The sequence below is a fragment of the Streptomyces sp. NPDC014889 genome (assembly GCF_043081205.1).
Classification (GTDB): Bacteria; Actinomycetota; Actinomycetes; order Streptomycetales; family Streptomycetaceae; genus Streptomyces.
On sequence record NZ_JBIBWH010000019.1, the window covers coordinates 14,779 to 31,615 of the forward strand.

General features: G+C 73.6%; 15 protein-coding genes. 11 read left to right on the forward strand and 4 right to left on the reverse strand.

The window, feature by feature from the left end; all coding sequences use genetic code 11:
* Positions 1 to 74: 74 nt before the first annotated feature.
* The 5 genes from rimO (at position 75) to ACF09J_RS30820 (ending at position 4,018) form a co-directional block, all read left to right on the forward strand.
* The gene (gene rimO, locus ACF09J_RS30800; RefSeq protein ID WP_392308735.1) at positions 75 to 1,547 is read left to right on the forward strand and encodes a 30S ribosomal protein S12 methylthiotransferase RimO; all 1,473 of its coding nucleotides are present in this window, start codon (positions 75 to 77) and stop codon (positions 1,545 to 1,547) included.
* Positions 1,544 to 2,380: a CDP-diacylglycerol--glycerol-3-phosphate 3-phosphatidyltransferase gene (pgsA, locus tag ACF09J_RS30805; protein WP_392308736.1), complete on the forward strand. Its 837-nt coding sequence runs from the start codon at positions 1,544 to 1,546 to the stop codon at positions 2,378 to 2,380. Before rimO ends, pgsA begins: the two co-directional genes overlap by 4 nt.
* Positions 2,377 to 2,922: a CinA family protein gene (locus tag ACF09J_RS30810; protein WP_392308737.1), complete on the forward strand. Its 546-nt coding sequence runs from the start codon at positions 2,377 to 2,379 to the stop codon at positions 2,920 to 2,922. Before pgsA ends, ACF09J_RS30810 begins: the two co-directional genes overlap by 4 nt.
* Before the next feature lie 109 nt (positions 2,923 to 3,031).
* Positions 3,032 to 3,409, forward strand: a complete 378-nt coding sequence (locus ACF09J_RS30815; protein WP_225075959.1) for a helix-turn-helix domain-containing protein — start codon at positions 3,032 to 3,034, stop codon at positions 3,407 to 3,409.
* Between the two features lie 213 nt (positions 3,410 to 3,622).
* Positions 3,623 to 4,018 carry a hypothetical protein gene (locus ACF09J_RS30820; protein WP_392308738.1) on the forward strand — a complete coding sequence of 132 codons (396 nt, stop codon included), beginning with the start codon at positions 3,623 to 3,625 and terminating at the stop codon, positions 4,016 to 4,018.
* A gap of 13 nt (positions 4,019 to 4,031) precedes the next feature.
* Here ACF09J_RS30820 and ACF09J_RS30825 read toward each other — a convergent pair whose 3' ends face one another.
* Positions 4,032 to 4,877: an Fpg/Nei family DNA glycosylase gene (locus ACF09J_RS30825; RefSeq protein WP_392308739.1), complete on the reverse strand. Its 846-nt coding sequence runs from the start codon at positions 4,875 to 4,877 to the stop codon at positions 4,032 to 4,034.
* A gap of 88 nt (positions 4,878 to 4,965) precedes the next feature.
* Positions 4,966 to 9,912 carry an ATP-dependent helicase gene (locus ACF09J_RS30830; protein ID WP_392308740.1) on the reverse strand — a complete coding sequence of 1,649 codons (4,947 nt, stop codon included), beginning with the start codon at positions 9,910 to 9,912 and terminating at the stop codon, positions 4,966 to 4,968.
* Between the two features lie 114 nt (positions 9,913 to 10,026).
* Here ACF09J_RS30830 and ACF09J_RS30835 point away from each other — a divergent pair, with 114 nt between their 5' ends.
* Genes ACF09J_RS30835 through ACF09J_RS30845 form a run of 3 tightly spaced genes read left to right on the forward strand, consistent with a single transcriptional unit; the run spans position 10,027 to position 11,944 of the window.
* Positions 10,027 to 10,992, forward strand: coding sequence for an AraC family transcriptional regulator (locus ACF09J_RS30835; RefSeq protein WP_392308741.1), 966 nt, complete (start codon positions 10,027 to 10,029; stop codon positions 10,990 to 10,992).
* Complete coding sequence (locus ACF09J_RS30840) at positions 10,893 to 11,639, forward strand: AzlC family ABC transporter permease (protein ID WP_392308742.1); 747 nt, start codon at positions 10,893 to 10,895, stop codon at positions 11,637 to 11,639. The genes ACF09J_RS30835 and ACF09J_RS30840 overlap by 100 nt, the downstream gene beginning before the upstream one ends.
* A complete protein-coding gene (locus tag ACF09J_RS30845; RefSeq protein ID WP_141357715.1) occupies positions 11,636 to 11,944 on the forward strand; it encodes an AzlD domain-containing protein in 309 nt (102 codons plus the stop codon). Before ACF09J_RS30840 ends, ACF09J_RS30845 begins: the two co-directional genes overlap by 4 nt.
* A 78-nt stretch (positions 11,945 to 12,022) precedes the next feature.
* On the opposite strand, the gene ACF09J_RS30850 is transcribed toward ACF09J_RS30845, so the two are convergent.
* Positions 12,023 to 12,964: a hypothetical protein gene (locus ACF09J_RS30850; RefSeq protein ID WP_392308743.1), complete on the reverse strand. Its 942-nt coding sequence runs from the start codon at positions 12,962 to 12,964 to the stop codon at positions 12,023 to 12,025.
* A gap of 80 nt (positions 12,965 to 13,044) precedes the next feature.
* Here ACF09J_RS30850 and ACF09J_RS30855 point away from each other — a divergent pair, with 80 nt between their 5' ends.
* Positions 13,045 to 13,239, forward strand: a complete 195-nt coding sequence (locus ACF09J_RS30855) for a DUF3046 domain-containing protein (RefSeq protein ID WP_392308744.1) — start codon at positions 13,045 to 13,047, stop codon at positions 13,237 to 13,239.
* A 60-nt stretch (positions 13,240 to 13,299) separates the two neighbouring features.
* Positions 13,300 to 14,526 (forward strand): AI-2E family transporter, encoded by a 1,227-nt coding sequence (locus ACF09J_RS30860; RefSeq protein WP_392308745.1) that lies wholly within the window; start codon positions 13,300 to 13,302, stop codon positions 14,524 to 14,526.
* A 28-nt stretch (positions 14,527 to 14,554) separates the two neighbouring features.
* On the opposite strand, the gene ACF09J_RS30865 is transcribed toward ACF09J_RS30860, so the two are convergent.
* Positions 14,555 to 15,475, reverse strand: coding sequence for an aminoglycoside phosphotransferase family protein (locus tag ACF09J_RS30865; protein WP_392308746.1), 921 nt, complete (start codon positions 15,473 to 15,475; stop codon positions 14,555 to 14,557).
* A gap of 246 nt (positions 15,476 to 15,721) precedes the next feature.
* Here ACF09J_RS30865 and recA point away from each other — a divergent pair, with 246 nt between their 5' ends.
* Positions 15,722 to 16,837, forward strand: coding sequence for a recombinase RecA (recA, locus tag ACF09J_RS30870; protein ID WP_392308747.1), 1,116 nt, complete (start codon positions 15,722 to 15,724; stop codon positions 16,835 to 16,837).

Below are 16,837 nucleotides of genomic sequence, written 5' to 3' on the forward strand. Positions count from 1 at the left end.
CGAGTACGGGGTTGGCCAAGATCGGCCAACCCCGTCGACTTGGGCGGTCGTGGAGACAAAGTAGTCTTGAGCCCATGCCTGAACGCCGTACCGTCGCACTCGTCACTCTCGGCTGCGCCCGTAACGAGGTGGACTCGGAGGAGCTCGCAGGCCGTTTGGAGGCGGACGGCTGGCAGCTCGTGGAGGACGCCGCGGAAGCGGACGTCGCCGTGGTCAACACCTGTGGCTTCGTGGAGGCCGCCAAGAAGGACTCCGTCGACGCCCTCCTGGAGGCCAACGACCTCAAGGACCACGGCAGAACGCAGGCGGTGGTCGCGGTCGGCTGCATGGCCGAGCGGTACGGCAAGGAACTCGCCGAGGCCCTCCCGGAGGCCGACGGCGTGCTCGGCTTCGACGACTACGCCGACATCTCCGACCGCCTCCAGACGATCCTGAGCGGCGGCGTCCACGCCTCGCACACCCCGCGCGACCGCCGCAAGCTCCTGCCGATCAGCCCGGCCGAGCGGCAGGACGCCGGCACGGACGTGGCCATTCCCGGCCACGGCCCCACGGACCTCCCGGAAGGCGTCGCCCCGGCCTCGGGGCCGCGCGCGCCGCTGCGCCGCCGCCTGGACGGCGCCCCGGTCGCCTCGGTCAAGCTCGCGTCCGGCTGCGACCGGCGCTGCTCCTTCTGCGCCATCCCGTCCTTCCGCGGCTCGTTCATCTCCCGCCGCCCGAGCGACGTGCTGAACGAGACGCGCTGGCTGGCCGAGCAGGGCGTCAAGGAGATCATGCTGGTCTCCGAGAACAACACCTCCTACGGCAAGGACCTCGGCGACATCCGCCTCCTGGAGTCCCTGCTGCCCGAGCTCGCCGAGGTCGACGGCATCGAGCGGGTGCGGGTGAGCTACCTCCAGCCGGCCGAGATGCGCCCCGGACTGATCGACGTCCTGACCTCCACGCCGAAGGTCGTCCCCTACTTCGACCTGTCGTTCCAGCACTCCGCGCCCGGCGTGCTGCGCGCCATGCGCCGCTTCGGCGACACCGACCGCTTCCTGGAACTGCTCGACACGATTCGGGCCAAGGCCCCCGAGGCCGGCGTGCGGTCCAACTTCATCGTCGGCTTCCCCGGCGAGAGCGACGCCGACCTGGCCGAGCTGGAGCGGTTCCTGAACGGTGCCCGGCTGGACGCCATCGGCGTCTTCGGCTACTCCGACGAGGAGGGCACGGAGGCGGCGACGTACGACGACAAGCTCGACGAGGACGTCGTCGCCGAGCGGCTGGCGCGGGTCTCCCGGCTGGCCGAGGAACTCGTCTCCCAGCGAGCCGAGGAGCGCGTCGGCCGGACGGTGCACGTGCTGGTCGAGTCCGTGGACGCCGAGGAGGGCGTCCGCGGCCGGGCGGCGCACCAGGCGCCGGAGACGGACGGCCAGGTGCTGCTTGTGGGCGGCCAGGGCCTGGACGTCGGTCGTATGGTCGAGGCGAAGGTGGTCGGTACGGAAGGTGTCGACCTGGTGGCCGAGCCACTGGCGGGCACGTTCGCGTGGGGCGAGGAGGCGGGCAGATGACGGGAGTCCCGGCATCCGCTGCGAGCGGCTCCTCCGGCGCGCAGGGGAGGGGCGCGGGGGCGGCCTCGCGCCGCGCCGGCGCCGACGGGGCTTCTGGCGCTTCCCGCTCCTCCCAGGGTTCCCGCCCTGCCGCTCCCGCCGGTTCCGGTGCGACGGACGCGGCCGGAGCCGCGGGTGAGACCGAGCGGGTGCAGGGCGCCGGCAGGTCGCCGCGCAGCGGGAAGATCGCGGCCGCCGCCGTGAACCAGGCGAGCGTGTGGAACGTCGCCAATCTGCTGACCATGCTCCGGCTGCTGCTCGTGCCGTGCTTCGTGGCCCTGATGCTGGCCGAGGGCGGGTACGACCCGGCGTGGCGGTCGCTGGCCTGGGCCGCCTTCGCGATCGCCATGATCACCGACCTGTTCGACGGCCATCTGGCACGGACGTACAACCTCGTCACCGACTTCGGGAAGATCGCCGACCCCATCGCCGACAAGGCGATCATGGGCGCGGCGCTGATCTGCCTCTCCGGGCTCGGTGACCTGCCCTGGTGGGTGACCGGGGTGATCCTCGGCCGGGAACTGGGGATCACGCTGCTGCGCTTCCTGGTGATCCGCTACGGCGTCATCCCCGCGAGCCGCGGCGGCAAGCTCAAGACGCTCACGCAGGGTGTGGCCGTCGGGATGTACGTACTGGCCCTGACGGGCTGGCTGGCCACGCTGAGGTTCTGGGTGATGGCCGCGGCGGTCGTGCTGACCGTGCTGACGGGCCTCGACTATGTGAGACAGGCCATCGTGCTGCGCCGGCGGGGAATCGCGGAGCAGCGTGCCGCGTTGGAGGAGTCGCAAGCGTGAGTTCGCCGGCCGCCGACGTCGTGAGGCTGCTCACGGTGCGGGGCGAGACGGTCGCCGTGGCCGAGTCGCTGACCGGTGGCCTGGTCGCGGCGGAGATCACCGCGGTGCCTGGGGCGTCGAAGGTGTTCCGGGGCTCGGTCACCGCCTACGCCACCGAGCTCAAGCACCGGCTGCTGGGCGTCGATGCCACTCTGCTGGCCGAGCGGGGAGCGGTGGATCCGCAGGTCGCGGCCCAGATGGCGGCCGGAGTGCGGAAAGCGCTGGACGCCGACTGGGGCATCGCGACCACCGGAGTCGCCGGCCCCGACCCCCAGGACGGACAGCCCGTCGGCACGGTTTTCGTGGCCGTGGACGGGCCCCACGTGACGGAAACCGGCGCCGGCAACGGCCGGAAAACGGCCGCGCTGCGGTTGAACGGCAGCCGGGCGGACATTCGTATGGAGAGTGTGCGGAGGGTACTCGCACTGCTTTTGGAGCAGATCGCGGGCGAACAGACCGGAAATGAGCGGGCACAGGATACGGAACGGAACGGGGGGTTTTGATGTTTGCAGCCCTGAGTGAACACGACATCGCTCCCCGCACGGCCGCGGCGCGAGGCGGTACGGTGGGGCGTGAAGGATGCGGCTACGCGGTCCGAGGAGGGAGCCACCGATGATTCTGCTCCGTCGCCTGCTGGGTGACGTGCTGCGTCGGCAGCGCCAGCGCCAGGGCCGTACTCTGCGCGAAGTCTCCTCGTCCGCCCGAGTCTCGCTCGGCTATCTTTCCGAGGTGGAGCGGGGGCAGAAGGAGGCTTCCTCCGAGCTGCTCGCCGCCATCTGCGACGCGCTGGACGTACGGATGTCCGAACTCATGCGGGAAGTGAGCGACGAACTCGCCCTCGCCGAGCTGGCCCGGTCTGCCGCGGCCACCGAGCCCGTGCCCACGCCGGTTCGCCCGATGCTGGGTTCCGTGTCGGTGACCGGTGTGCCACCGGAACGGGTGACCATCAAGGCGCCCGCCGCCGAGGCGGTGGATGTGGTCGCCGCGTGACCTGTCGCACGCGCGCGTGAACCTGCGCACACGTGGATGAGGCCCCGGCCGGGGCCTCTCCGGGGAAACCTGGAGGGGCGCCGCCGGGGCCTTCACCTTGTCCGGGGGTTTACCGCTGGATTCGCCGGCGCCCGTTTGCCGGTGCCGGGCGGGGCCGCCATCGTGGAGCCCAGCGCGGCGGTCCGTCGTCGGCTGGAGGTGATGGTGGGTGCGATGGCGGGGCCGATAGTGCGCTGGGGGGCCGCTCTGGGGCTGGGCGCCGTGTGGTGGTGGGCGGTGCTGCGGCTGCTGCTGTCGGGCGATGCGGGAGTGCTGGAGGGGGCCGTCGCGGCCGGAGGATGGGGGCTGAGCCTGCTGCCCGTGCACTGCGTGCCCAAGGAGGGGGCTGGGGAGCGGCGCGAGGAGGGGACGCGGGAAGAGCCGGACGCGGGGGCGGACGAGGGGCTTGGGCCGTCGGCGCCCGCTGACGGTGGAGCGCCCTTTCCCGCCTCCGGCGGGTGGCCGTACGGCGCCCTCGGGGCGTCGCCCTCCGCCGACGGGAGATGGCCGTTCGGCGCGACCACGGGACCGCCGCCCCATCGCTCGGACGAGGAACCCGGCCCGCCGTGAAGGACCGGGGCGGTCAACCGCCGGCGCGGTGATAGCGGTCCCGCCACTTCTGCGCGCTGCCCGGCGGCGGTGCGGGGCCTGCCTGGCAGCTCGGACACCAGTACGTGGGCCGCTCCTGCGAGCCGTCGCCCTGATCGGCCACCCGGACGGATGTGCCGCAGCGCAGACAGGGGCGCGGCGCCCGGCCGTACACGAACAGGTCGTGGCCCCGCAGACCTGTGGTCCGGCGGACCACGCGGTCGCGGTTGGCCTCCAGGAGCTTCTTCGCCAGGGCGGGCAGCATCGCGGCGCGGTCGGCGGGCATGGCGCCGGCCGGCAGCCATGGGGTCACGCCGAGCAGGAAGCACAGCTCGCTCTTGTAGACGTTGCCGATGCCGGCGAGATTGCGCTGGTCGAGCAGGGCCTCGCCGAGCGGGCGGTCCGGGTCGGCCAGGAGGTTGGCCAGCGCCAGACCGGGGTCCCAGTCGGGGCCGAGGAGGTCCGGGCCGAGGTGGGCGACGGTGTGCTCGTCCTCCGAGGTGCGCAGCAGCTCCAGGACCTGGAGGCGGTAGCCGACGGCTGCGCGGTCGGCGGTGCCGAGGACGGCGCGGATCTGGTGGCCGGGGCCGCCCTTCCAGCGCTCGCCGGCGCCGTAGACCTTCCAGGCGCCCTCCATCAGCAGATGCGAGTGCAGCGTCAGACCGCCCTCGAAACGGGTGAGCAGATGTTTGCCGCGTGAGACGGTGTCCAGGACGGTCCGGCCGGTGAGGTCGACCGCGGCGTACTTCGGCACCCGGAAGTCGCTGCGGGTCAGCACCTCGCCCGCGAGGGCGTCGCGCAACCGTTTCGCGGTCTGCCAGACCGTGTCGCCTTCGGGCATGGGTCAAGGATGACACGCGCGGGTCGGCGACCAGGGACGGGTGGGCGCGGCGTGGCTCCCGCTGTTCGGACCACTGCCCGGACCCGGGTCAGGCGCGCAGGCGCAGTCCGCGCGGAGTCGCTATGAAACCCGCTCCCTCCAGGAGGCCGCCGAGGGGCGAGGTCAACGCGGAGGCGCCGTTGACCCGCTCCACCGTCACCGTGCCCAGCGAGCCCGCGCGGGCGGCCGCGGCGAGCGCCTCGGCGGCATCGCGCAGTCGCGGGTCGTCACCGGCCGCGCCGTCCGGGTCGGCCGGCCAGGCCAGCAGCGTCTTGCCGCCGCGCTCCATGTACAGCGCCAGTTCGCCGTCGACGAGCACCACCAGGGAGCCGGCCTTGCGGCCCGGCTTGTGTCCCGCGCCGGTCGGCGGCTCGGGCCAGGGCAGGGCGGCGCCGTAGGCGTTCGCGGGGTCGGCGGCGGCGAGGACGACCCCGCGGGCCCCGGTGCCGTTGGTACGGGCACGGCGGTCGCCGAAGCCGCCTCCGTACGGGAAGGCCGCCCCGCCGCCCCTCGGGCCGCCGTGACCCGGGGAGGCGAGGTCCCGGGGTGAGACGTAGTCACCGGGCGCCGGGCGGCCGGAGTCCAGCCAGTCGACGTCACCGCCGAGATCGCCGCCGAAGTCCCCGCCGAGCTCGGCGGCGGGGAAGCCGGAGCCGATGCCGGCCTCGATGCCACCGGGGGCCCGGGAGCCGCCGGATGAGCCGAAGCCGTCGGGGCCGCCGGCCCCGGAGACCGCGCCGGGCAGCCCCTCGCCCCGCTCACGGGCGTTCGCCACCGCACGCAGCCGGTCCACCGCGCCGTCCATCGCGAACTGCGCCGCACCCAGGCCCTCCACCACGTAGCCCCGCCGGGCCTGACCGCTGTCCTCGAAGGCGGACAGGACCCGGTACACCGCCGAGAAGCCACCCTCCACGCCCTCCGCCGCCACCGCGCCCCGTGTGACCACGCCGTGCCTGTCGAGGAGCGTACGGGCCAGGGCGTGGGCGCGCACGGTGGGGTCGGGGTCGCGGACAGGCAGCAACGACCAGCGGCCGGCGACCGTCGGCGGGCCGGTGCGGGACGCGGCGCGGGCGGCGGCCGTCAGCGATCCGTAACGCCCGCGTGGGACCGCGCGTTTGGCCCGGTGCGCGGTGGAACCCGCAGTGCGGCCCGAGCCCAGCAGGGAGCGCATCGGGGCGAGCGTGTCGTTGGTGAGCCGCCCGGACCACGCCAGGTCCCACAGCGCGTCGGCCAGTTGGGGATCCGTGGCCTCCGGGTGGGTGGTCGCGCGCACCTGGTCGGCGATCTGACGGAAGAACAGGCCGTACCCGCCCGAGAGGGCGTCCAGGACCGACTGGTGGAGCGCGGTCGGCTCCAGCGGGTGCGGGGGCGGCAGGAGCAGCGGGGCAGCGTCCGCCAGGTACAGGGAGACCCAGCCGTCCTTTCCGGGCAGCGCGCCCGCGCCCGCCCACACCACCTCGCCGGCCGCGGTGAGTTCGTCCAGCATCGACGGGGTGTAGTTCGCCACGCGGGACGGCAGGACCAGCTTCTCCAGCGCGGAGGCGGGCACGGAGGCACCCTGCAACTGCTCGACGGCACGCACCAGTCCGTCGATCCCGCGCAGGCCGTGCCCCTTGCCGAGGTGCTGCCACTGGGGCAGGAACTGCGCGAGCGCGGCCGGCGGCACCGGCTCCAGCTCGTGCCGCAGCGCGGCCAGCGAACGCCGGCGCAGCCGCCGCAGCACGGTCGCGTCGCACCACTCCTGGCCGATGCCCGCCGGATGGAACTCACCCTGTACGACACGGCCATTGGCGGCGAGCCGCTGGAGCGCGCCCTCGGTGACCGCCACGCCCAGGCCGAAGCGGGCCGCGGCCGACGCCGACGTGAACGGGCCGTGGGTGCGGGCATAGCGCGCCAGCAGGTCGCCCAGGGGGTCCTTCACCGGCTCGGTGAACGCCTCCGGGACGCCCACCGGCAGCGCGGTGCCGAGCGCGTCGCGCAGCCGGCCCGCGTCCTCGATCGCGGCCCAGTGATCGGCCCCGGCGATCCGGACCCGAATGGCCCGGCGCGCCCCGGCCAGCTCCGCAGCCCAGCCGGGCTCCGCGCCCCGCTCGGCCAACTCGGCCTCCGAGAGCGGTCCGAGCACCCGAAGGACGTCGGCGACGCCCTCGACGTCCTTCACCCGGCGGTCCTCGGCCAGCCACTGCAGCTCGCGCTCCAGCTCCACCAGCACCTCGGCGTCGAGCAGTTCCCGCAGCTCCGCCTGGCCCAGCAGCTCGGCCAGCAGCCGCGAGTCGAGGGACAGCGCGGCGGCGCGGCGCTCGGCGAGCGGCGAGTCCCCCTCGTACAGGAACTGGGCCACGTACCCGAACAGCAGCGAACGGGCGAAGGGGGAGGGTTCCGGGGTGGTGACCTCGACCAGGCGCACCCTGCGCGACTCGACGTCGCCCATCAGCTCCACCAGGCCCGGCACGTCGAAGACGTCCTGGAGGCATTCGCGGACCGCCTCAAGGACGATCGGGAACGAGCCGAACTCGCTCGCCACCTGGAGCAGTTGGGCGGCGCGTTGGCGCTGCTGCCACAACGGGGTGCGCTTGCCCGGGTTGCGGCGCGGCAGCAGCAGCGCGCGGGCGGCGCACTCGCGGAAGCGGGAGGCGAACAGGGCCGAGCCGCCGACCTGGTCGGTGACGACCTGGTCGACCTCGCCCTTGTCGAAGGTGACGTCCGCGGCCCCGACGGGCGCCTGCTCCGCGTCGTACTCCAGGCCGGCCTTCATGGGTTCCTGGTCGAGCAGGTCGAGGCCCATCAGGTCGGCGTCGGGCAGGCGCAGCACGATGCCGTCGTCGGCGTGCATGACCTGCGCGTCCATGCCGTACCGCTCGGACAGGCGGGCCCCGAGCGCCAGCGCCCAGGGGGCGTGCACCTGGGCGCCGAAGGGGGAGTGCACCACGACCCGCCAGTCGCCCAGTTCGTCGCGGAAGCGCTCCACGACGATCGTCCGGTCGTCGGGCACGTGCCCGCAGGCTGCGCGCTGCTCCTCCAGGTACGACAGGACGTTGTCCGCGGCCCACGCGTCGAGGCCGGCGGCCAGCAGACGCAGCCGGGCGTCGTCCTGGGGCAGGGAGCCCACCTCGCGCAGGAACGCGCCCACCGCGCGGCCAAGCTCCAGCGGGCGGCCCAGCTGATCGCCCTTCCAGAACGGCAGCCGGCCCGGCACGCCCGGCGCGGGCGAGACCAGGACCCGGTCGCGTGTGATGTCCTCGATGCGCCAGGAGCTGGTGCCGAGTGTGAAGACGTCGCCGACGCGGGACTCGTAGACCATCTCCTCGTCCAGCTCGCCGACCCGGCCGCCGCCCTTCTTGGGGTCCGAGCCGGCGAGGAACACGCCGAACAGGCCGCGGTCGGGGATCGTGCCCCCGGAGGTGACGGCGAGGCGCTGCGCGCCCGGGCGGCCGGTGATCGTGCCCGCGACGCGGTCCCACACCACGCGAGGGCGCAGCTCCGCGAACGCGTCGGACGGGTAGCGGCCGGCGAGCATGTCGAGCACGGCGGTGAACGCCGACTCCGGCAGGGAGGTGAACGGCGCCGCCCGGCGGACCAGGGCGAGCAGATCGTCCACCTGCCAGGTGTCCATCGCCGTCATCGCCACGAGTTGCTGGGCGAGGACGTCCAGCGGGTTGGCGGGCACCTTCAGGGACTCGATGGCGCCGGAGCGCATCCGCTCGGTGACCACCGCGGCCTGGACCAGGTCGCCGCGGTACTTCGGGAAGACCACGCCGGTGGAGACCGCGCCGACCTGGTGTCCCGCCCGGCCGACCCGTTGCAGCCCGGAGGCCACCGACGGCGGGGACTCGACCTGGACGACGAGGTCCACGGCGCCCATGTCGATGCCCAGCTCCAGGCTGGAGGTGGCGACCACCGCGGGGAGCCGGCCCGCCTTGAGGTCCTCCTCGACCAGGGCGCGCTGCTCCTTGGACACCGAGCCGTGGTGCGCGCGGGCGATGACCGGCGGCGCGCCCTGCGCGGCGCCGGAGCCGCCCATCAGCTCGGCGGGGGAGTGGTGTTCGTCCAGGGGCTCGCCGGTCGCCCGCTCGTAGGCGATCTCGTTGAGCCGGTTGCACAGCCGCTCGGCGAGCCGGCGGGAGTTGGCGAATACGATCGTCGAGCGGTGGGCCTGCACCAGGTCGGTGATCCGCTCCTCGACATGCGGCCAGATCGAGGGCCGCTCCGCCCCGTCACCGCCGTCGGCGACGGGGGACCCGCCCAGCTCGCCCAGGTCCTCCACGGGGACGACCACCGAAAGGTCGAACTCCTTGCCGGACTCCGGCTGGACGATCTCCACCTTGCGGCGGGGCGACAGATAGCGGGCGATCTCGTCGACCGGACGGACCGTCGCGGACAGGCCGATGCGGCGGGCGGGCCTGGGCAGCAGCTCGTCCAGACGCTCCAGGGACAGCGCGAGGTGCGCGCCGCGCTTGGTGCCGGCCACCGCGTGCACCTCGTCCAGGATCACCGTCTCCACACCGGTGAGCGCGTCCCGGGTGGCCGAGGTCAGCATCAGGAACAGCGACTCGGGCGTGGTGATCAGGATGTCCGGCGGGCGGGTGGACAGGGCGCGGCGCTCGGCCGCCGGGGTGTCGCCGGAGCGGATGCCGACCTTCACCTCGGGCTCGGGCAGTCCGAGGCGGACCGACTCGTGGCGGATACCGGTCAGCGGGCTGCGCAGATTGCGCTCCACGTCCACGGCCAGGGCCTTGAGCGGGGAGACGTAGAGCACCCGGCAGCGTTTCCTCGGATCGGCCGGGGGCGGGGCGGAGGCGAGCTGGTCGAGCGCGGCGAGGAAGGCGGCGAGGGTCTTGCCGGAGCCGGTCGGGGCGACCACCAGCACGTCCGAGCCCTCGCCGATGGCCTGCCACGCCCCCGCCTGGGCGGCGGTGGGCGCGGAGAACGCCCCCGTGAACCAGCCGCGGGTGGCGGGGGAGAAGCCGTCGAGGGCCCGGTGCGCGTCGCTGACCATGAGTCCATCGTGCACCCGGCCACTGACAATGCCCTCCGACCTGGGCGTGTGCCCGGGGACGCGGAGGCGGCCCCCACACTGGCGCCGCCGCGCCGACCACGGAGAATCGGGGGTATGGCGGCAGCGGGTGAGGAGCGGGCGCGGCACTGGCGGTACGAGGAACTGCCCGGTGTCGATCTGCTGCGGGCCCGCTATGTCCGCAAGGAGTTCGTGCGGCACACCCACGAGCACTTCGTGATCGCGGCCGTCGTCGAGGGCGTGGAGGTGTTCCACCACGGGGGGTCCGACCAGTACGCGGGACCGGGGACGCTGGCGCTGGTCAATCCCGACACCCCGCACACCGGGCGCGCGGCGGTGCCCGAGGGGTGGCGGTACGGCGCGGTGTACCCGTCGCCGGAGCTGGTCGCCGAGATCGCCGGGGAGACCACGGGCATCCGCGGGACGCCGGGCTTCGTCCGCCCGGTGCTCGACGACCCGTACGCCGTCGGACTGGTGCACCAGGTGCTGCGGGCCACGGACGAGGGCAACGCGCTGGCCGCCGACACCCTGCTGCGGGTCGCCGTGACGAGGCTGCTGCGGCTCAACGGCGGGGCGCTGCCGCAGCGGGAGATACGGACGGCGGGGGCGAGGACCGCGGCACGCGCGCGTGCCGTCCTGGAGGAGCGGATGGCCGAGCCCCCGAGCCTGGAGAGGCTGGCGGCCGACCTGGGCAGCAGCCCGTTCGCGCTGCTGCGGGCCTTCCGCAACGCCTACGGAATGCCGCCGCACACCTGGCTGACCGACGCCCGGGTGCGCCGGGCCAGGCGGCTGCTGGACGCGGGCACCGCGCCCTCCCAGGCCGCCGTCGCCGTCGGCTTCACCGACCAGTCCCACCTGAGCCGGCACTTCACCCGGATCGTGGGGGTGCCCCCGGGGGCCTACCAGCGCGAGCGCAAGAACGTACAAGACTCCGGGTCCCGGCTCTTCCTACCCTCGACGACGTGGCAGAACAGACAGCTCTCGCAGACACACGAGCAGACGACGGAGGAAAGCCCGACGCCGCCGTCGTACGGGACGCCCTGGGGGTCGGGGTCGCCGTAGGACTGTCCGGGTTCGCCTTCGGGGTGACCTCGGCGGGCAGCGGGCTCACGCTCTGGCAGACGTGCGCGCTCAGCCTGCTGGTGTTCACCGGCGCCTCCCAGTTCGCACTGGTGGGGGCGCTGGCAGCCGGGGGCAACCCGTACACGGCGGCCGCGGGCGCCTTCTTCCTGGGCGTGCGCAACGCCTTCTACGGGCTGCGCCTGTCGCAACTGCTGGCCCTCCCGCGCGCGGTGCGGCCGTTCGCGGCCCAATGGGTCATCGACGAGACCACCGCGGTGACGCTGGCCCAGCCCACGCGGCGCAGCGCGCGGATCGGCTTCACCGTCACCGGGGTCACCCTGTACGTGCTGTGGAACCTCACCACGCTGCTCGGCGCGCTGGGCGCCAAGGCCCTCGGCGACACCGACGCCTGGGGCCTGGACGCGGCCGGGCCTGCCGTGTTCCTCGCGCTGCTGGCGCCGATGCTGAAGACCGCCACCGAGCGGGCCGTCGCCGCACTCGCCGTGCTGCTCGGGCTCGGTCTGCTGCCCGTGCTGCCGGCCGGGGTGCCGGTCCTGGCGGCCGCGCTCGCCGCGCCGGCCGTGCTGTACCTGCGGGGCCGTCGCGGGAGCGGCGCCCGTGACGACGTACGAGAGGGAGATCGTTGAACATCTGGATCGCGGTGGCGGTGACCGCTGTCGGCTGCTACGCCGTCAAGCTGGCCGGGCTGCTCGTTCCGGCGGGCGCCCTGGAGCGGCCGCTGGTGAAGCGGCTCGCCGCGCTGCTGCCCGTCGCCCTGCTGGCCGCGCTCACCGCCCAGCAGACGTTCGCCGACGGGCACACACTCGTGCTGGACGCGCGGGCCGCGGGGCTCGCGGCCGCCGCCGTGGCGCTGCTGCTGCGGGCGCCGTTCCTGGTCGTGGTCGGGGCGGCCGTGGTGGTGACGGCCGGGGTGCGGGCCCTGACCGGGTGAGGCGGGTGAACCGGGGCGGCCCCGGGCGTTGCACGGGTGGCGGTTCAGCCGGGGGGACAGGGACGTACCGGTGGCCGCTCAGCCGATGGCCCGGCCGTGTGCCCTGAGGGTGCGCAGCGCCTCGATCGTGACCATGGGGCGTGCCTCCAGCGCGGGGCCCGGAGCCCACTGGCGCCACGTGACGGGCCAGCCGCCGTCCTCCTCCTGCCGGTCGGCAAGGAAGTCCAGGGAGCGCTTCATCTCCTCGTCCGTGAACCACGCGCGCGCGAGGGAGTCGGGCGTCCGCGCGTAGTCGTGCGGGAAGTGGTGCTCCCCGGGGGCGTAGCCGGGCGCGACCGGGTAGGCCTCCGGGCGCTCAGGTTCCAGCAGCGCCAGCCGCTGGTCGCGCACCAGACGGCCGAGCCGGTCGGCGGCCACACGCGCGCGTGTGCGGTCCGGTGCCGAGTCCAGGAAGGCGACGGCCGCCTCGATCTCGTACGGGTGGGAGGTCTCCAGGGACGCGACCCGCTGCCAGCAGAAGTCGGTGGCCCGGAACAGCCAGGCGTGCCACACCTCGTTGCGGTGCAGCAGGCCCACCACCGGCCCGGTGGCCAGGAGGTCGCTCGGCGGGTCGTCCACGATCGGCACGAAGGGGGCCGCCGGATAGCCGCGCTGACCGGGGTGGACCGCGGGCAGCGCGCCGTCGGGGGTGGAGACGGAGGTCAGATAGCGGCACACGCGTTCCACCCGCTGTCCGCCGCAGCGGCCGACGGTGTCCAGCACGCGCAGCGCGTGCGCGGTGTGCAGCGGCTGGCTGACCGGGCCGCGCAGATCGGGCTCCAGCGCGTGACCGTACCCGCCGTCCTCGTTGCGGTAGGCGTCCAGCGCGGTCTCCACCGGATCCGCGCCGCCGTTCAGGAAGTGGTACGCGAACAGCCGCTGCTCCAGCACGCGCGCGGTGAGCCACACGAAGTGCTCGGCGCGGAACAGCGGGGAGGACGCCGGCGGCGGGGGAGAAGGGGGAGCTCCGGTCTCGGCCATGCGTCAGACCGTAGGGCGGAAAGCGTTCTCCCCAGGTGGCCCCGGAACGAGGTCACCCGCAGGGGCGGGATACTGGGATCATGCGGTTGACGGTCTTCTGGGAGCGGATGGCGGAGCACTTCGGCGCGGGGTACGCCGACACCTTCGCGCGCGACCACGTGATGTCGGAGCTCGGTGGGCGCACGGTGCACGAGGCGCTGGCGGCCGGCTGGGACGCGAAGGACGTGTGGCGCGTCGTGTGCCAGGTCATGAACGTTCCGCGGGAGAGGCGCTGACCGGCCACGAGGACCGCGGGCCGGTGCCGGGCCGTCGGCGGCGTCGGCGAGACTTGCTCCGTGGCACCCACTGACGAGTCCGGCCAGACGGCCCCGCACGCATCCCCGTCCGCTACGACGCCGCCTCCCCGGTCTCCGGTACCGGCCGAGGGCGCCGCCGGGCCGGGTGCCCGTATGCCCCGCTGGCTGCCGCGCGCCATGGTGCTCGCGATCGGTCTGGTCGCCGCCTTCCAGCTCGGCAGCTGGGCCTTCCACCAGCTGACCGGCCTGCTGCTCAACGTCCTCATCGCGTTCTTCCTGGCCCTCGCCGTCGAGCCCGCGGTCAGCCGCATGGCCGCCGGCGGGATGCGGCGAGGGCTCGCGACCTTCCTGGTCTTCCTCGGTCTGACGATCGCGTCGGCGGGCTTCGTGACGCTGCTCGGCTCGATGCTCGCCGGGCAGATCATCAAGATGGTCGAGGGCTTCCCCGAGTACCTCGACTCCGTCATCAACTGGGTCAACTCCACGTTCCACACCGAACTGAGACGGGTGGACGTGCAGGAGGGCCTGCTCCACTCCGACTGGCTGCGCACGTACGCGCAGAACAGCGCCGCGGGCGTGCTCGACGTGTCCGCCCAGGTGCTCGGGGGCCTGTTCCGGCTGCTGACGATCGCCCTGTTCTCGTTCTACTTCGCCGCCGACGGTCCGCGGCTGCGCCGCACCATCTGCTCGCTACTGCCGCCCGCCCGCCAGGCGGAGGTGCTGCGCGCGTGGGAGATCGCCGTCGACAAGACCGGCGGCTATCTGTACTCGCGCGGCCTGATGGCGCTGGTCTCGGGGATCGCCCACTACGTCCTGCTCGAGGCCCTCGGAGTGCCGTACGCGCTCGTGCTCGGTGTCTGGGTGGGCCTGGTCTCGCAGTTCATCCCCACCATAGGGACCTATCTCGCGGGCGCCCTTCCGATGCTGATCGCCTTTACGGTGGATCCCTGGTACGCGCTGTGGGTGCTGGTCTTCGTGGTGGTCTACCAGCAGTTCGAGAACTACATGCTGCAACCCAAGCTGACCGCGAGGACCGTCGACATCCATCCCGCGGTCGCCTTCGGCTCGGTCATCGCCGGCACCGCACTGCTCGGCGCGGTGGGCGCGCTGATCGCCATTCCCGCGGTCGCCACCCTCCAGGCCTTCCTGGGGGCCTATGTGAAGCGGTACGCCGTCACGGACGACCCCCGCGTCCAGGGCCACCGCGGACGCGGCCCGGTGCCGGGGCTGCTCGACCGCGCGCGCCGGATGTGGCAGGCCCGGTAGAACCTGAGTGTCCTCGGTCACTCTTCGATCAGTGGCGAGCCGTCGCGGCGAGGCGCCTCAGTGCGGCGTGTGCGGGTGGGCCCCAGGCCGGCTTGCCGCCGGGGCGGCCGTGGGTGCCGGCATCCGCGACGAGGAGGCAGCCGAGGGCTTGCAGCACGGCCCAGCCGCGGGCGCGGCGCAGTGTCGCGGCGTCCGCGGCCGGCCGGTAGGCGCCGTGGAAGCGGTCGACGGCGCACTCCGGAAGCAGCAGCCAGGCGGCGGCCAGGTCGCAGGCGGGATCGCCTGCGGAGAGGTCGCCGAAGTCGATCACGCCGCAGAAGGTGCCGTCCGCGGTGAGGACGTTGGCCGGGTGCAGGTCGCTGTGGAGCCACAGGGCCGGGCCCGCCCAGCCGGGCGGGCGGACGGCGTCCTCCCAGACGGCCCGGAGGGCGTCCGGGGCGGGCACCAGCGCCAGCCCGGAGGCCGAGGCGAACTGCTCGGCGAACGGGTCGGGGCGGTCGGTCAGCGGCCTCCCGCGGCCGAAGCGGCCGGCGGGCGCCCCGGCGGGGGCGGGTCGGTGAAGAGCCGACAGGAAGGCCGCCAGGGCGTCGGCCGCCTCCGCGGCGCGCGTGGCGGGGGCGAGGTCGGCAGGAGTGCCCGGCACCCAGGTGGTGACGGCCCAGGGCCGCGGGAACCGCTCGGAGGGCTCGCCGAGGCGCTGCGGGACGGGGACCGGCAGAGGAAGGCGCGGGGCGAGGGAGGGCAGCCACGCGTGCTCCTTGCGCAGCAGCGCGTCCGCCGACCGCGTCGCCCAGGGCAGCCGGACGGCGAGGTCGTCGCCGAGCCGCCACAGCTGGTTGTCCCAGCCGCGCGCGCCGAGCCTCAACGGGCGATCGGCCAGGTCGGGATGCTGGTCGTGCAGCAGCTCCCGGACCAGCTCTGCGGTGATCTCGATCGCGGTGTGGGTCACGCGGGGCCACGGTAGCCGGGCCGCGGCCCGTCCGCCCCGGTGCTGCTCGGCGCGCTTGACACGAAAATCGAACATCCATTCTTATGGGAGCTCCGGCGAGGCTCGACGGAAGGGATTTCGCCCCGGTTCGGGGGGAGAAGTGCCTGAGTTGTCCACAGGCCGGACGTGCGTCGGGGCGCATTGTCAGTGGCAGGCGTTAGCGTCTTTGACGTGAAGCGATCGACACAAGCAAACCGGGTGGAACCCATGGCAGGAACCGACCGCGAGAAGGCGCTCGACGCCGCGCTCGCACAGATTGAACGACAATTCGGCAAGGGCGCGGTCATGCGCATGGGCGAGCGGTCGAAGGAGCCGATCGAGGTCATCCCGACCGGGTCGACCGCGCTCGACGTGGCCCTCGGCGTCGGCGGCCTGCCGCGCGGCCGTGTCGTGGAGATCTACGGACCGGAGTCCTCCGGAAAGACGACCCTGACCCTGCACGCCGTGGCGAACGCGCAGAAGGCGGGCGGCCAGGTCGCGTTCGTCGACGCGGAGCACGCCCTCGACCCCGAGTACGCGAAGAAGCTCGGCGTCGACATCGACAACCTGATCCTCTCCCAGCCGGACAACGGCGAGCAGGCCCTGGAGATCGTGGACATGCTGGTCCGCTCCGGCGCCCTCGACCTCATCGTCATCGACTCCGTCGCCGCGCTCGTCCCGCGCGCGGAGATCGAGGGCGAGATGGGCGACAGCCACGTGGGTCTCCAGGCCCGGCTGATGAGCCAGGCCCTGCGCAAGATCACCAGCGCGCTCAACCAGTCCAAGACCACCGCGATCTTCATCAACCAGCTCCGCGAGAAGATCGGCGTGATGTTCGGCTCCCCGGAGACCACGACCGGTGGCCGGGCGCTGAAGTTCTACGCCTCGGTGCGCATCGACATCCGCCGGATCGAGACCCTGAAGGACGGCACGGAGGCGGTCGGCAACCGGACCCGCTGCAAGGTCGTCAAGAACAAGGTCGCGCCGCCCTTCAAGCAGGCCGAGTTCGACATCCTCTACGGCCACGGCATCAGCCGCGAGGGCGGTCTGATCGACATGGGCGTGGAGCACGGCTTCGTCCGCAAGGCCGGCGCCTGGTACACGTACGAGGGCGACCAGCTCGGCCAGGGCAAGGAGAACGCGCGCAACTTCCTCAAGGACAACCCCGACCTGGCCAACGAGATCGAGAAGAAGATCAAGGAGAAGCTGGGCGTCGGTGTGCGGCCGGAGGAGCCGTCCGCGGAGCCGGGCACGGACGCCGCGGTCACCACCCCCGCGGACGAGCCGGCCAAGGCGGCGCCCGCCAAGGCCACCAAGCCCAAGGCCGCCTCGGCCAAGAGCTGA

Coding starts and splice junctions, on each gene's coding strand:
- rimO (WP_392308735.1), top strand. CDS start 75: ATGCCTGAACGCCGTACCGTCGCACTCGTCACTCTCGGCTGCGCCCGT.
- pgsA (WP_392308736.1), top strand. CDS start 1,544: ATGACGGGAGTCCCGGCATCCGCTGCGAGCGGCTCCTCCGGCGCGCAG.
- ACF09J_RS30815 (WP_225075959.1), top strand. CDS start 3,032: ATGATTCTGCTCCGTCGCCTGCTGGGTGACGTGCTGCGTCGGCAGCGC.
- ACF09J_RS30820 (WP_392308738.1), top strand. CDS start 3,623: ATGGCGGGGCCGATAGTGCGCTGGGGGGCCGCTCTGGGGCTGGGCGCC.
- ACF09J_RS30825 (WP_392308739.1), bottom strand. CDS start 4,877: ATGCCCGAAGGCGACACGGTCTGGCAGACCGCGAAACGGTTGCGCGAC.
- ACF09J_RS30830 (WP_392308740.1), bottom strand. CDS start 9,912: ATGGTCAGCGACGCGCACCGGGCCCTCGACGGCTTCTCCCCCGCCACC.
- ACF09J_RS30835 (WP_392308741.1), top strand. CDS start 10,027: ATGGCGGCAGCGGGTGAGGAGCGGGCGCGGCACTGGCGGTACGAGGAA.
- ACF09J_RS30850 (WP_392308743.1), bottom strand. CDS start 12,964: ATGGCCGAGACCGGAGCTCCCCCTTCTCCCCCGCCGCCGGCGTCCTCC.
- ACF09J_RS30855 (WP_392308744.1), top strand. CDS start 13,045: ATGCGGTTGACGGTCTTCTGGGAGCGGATGGCGGAGCACTTCGGCGCG.
- recA (WP_392308747.1), top strand. CDS start 15,722: ATGGCAGGAACCGACCGCGAGAAGGCGCTCGACGCCGCGCTCGCACAG.